The following is a 765-nucleotide window of genomic DNA, read 5'->3' on the forward strand; positions in this document are numbered from 1 at the left end:
ATACTTGCCGTTGGCTACCGCGTCCGCTCTATCAGAGGTACACAGTTCCGTCAGTGGGCAACCCAAACGCTCCAGGAATATCTGATCAAAGGTTTTGTGATGGACGATGAGCGGTTGAAAAACCCGCCCGTTGGTTCATCCGTTGTGCCTGACTACTTTGATGAGATGCTGGAACGCATCCGTGATATCCGCGCCAGCGAACGGCGGGTGTATCTGCGGGTGCGGGAGATCTTTGCGTTAGCCGCCGACTATCAGCCATCCCTGAAGGAAACCACACAGTTTTTCCAAACCATCCAGAACAAGCTGCATTTCGCCTGCACTGGTCATACTGCCGCTGAACTCATCCACAAACGCGCTGACGCCAATAAACCGCATATGGGCTTAACCAATTACAAAGGCGATGAGGTACGTAAATGCGACGTGACGGTAGCTAAAAACTATCTTAACCAGGATGAGGTCAGTGAACTTAACCGCGTAGTAAACATGTGGCTGGATTTTGCCGAGGATCAGGCCCGTCGCCGTAAGCAGATCTTTCTCCATGACTGGCAAGACAAGCTAGATCAGTTCCTGCAATTTAACGACCGAGATGTCTTACAAGGTACCGGTAAAATCAGCAAGAAACTGGCCGATGAAAAAGCGCAGGCAGAATATAGTCAATTTGCCGAGCAACAACGGCGCTTAAAAGAAACCGAAGGTGAGAAGGATATCGCTGCGTTGCTTCAGTGGGAAAAAGAACCCAAAAGTTAGTCTTAAACGATAACCAAG

1 protein-coding gene is annotated in these 765 nt (G+C 49.5%); it reads left to right on the forward strand.

Annotation, left to right across the window (positions count from 1 at the left end):
• Window positions 1-747, forward strand: a 747-nt coding sequence (locus tag FN633_RS04640) for a virulence RhuM family protein (protein WP_154058830.1), incomplete at its 5' end; no start/stop codon positions are given.
• Window positions 748-765 lie beyond the last annotated feature (18 nt).

The sequence above is a fragment of the Pseudescherichia vulneris genome (genome assembly GCF_902164725.1).
Lineage (GTDB): Bacteria > Pseudomonadota > Gammaproteobacteria > Enterobacterales > Enterobacteriaceae > Pseudescherichia > Pseudescherichia vulneris.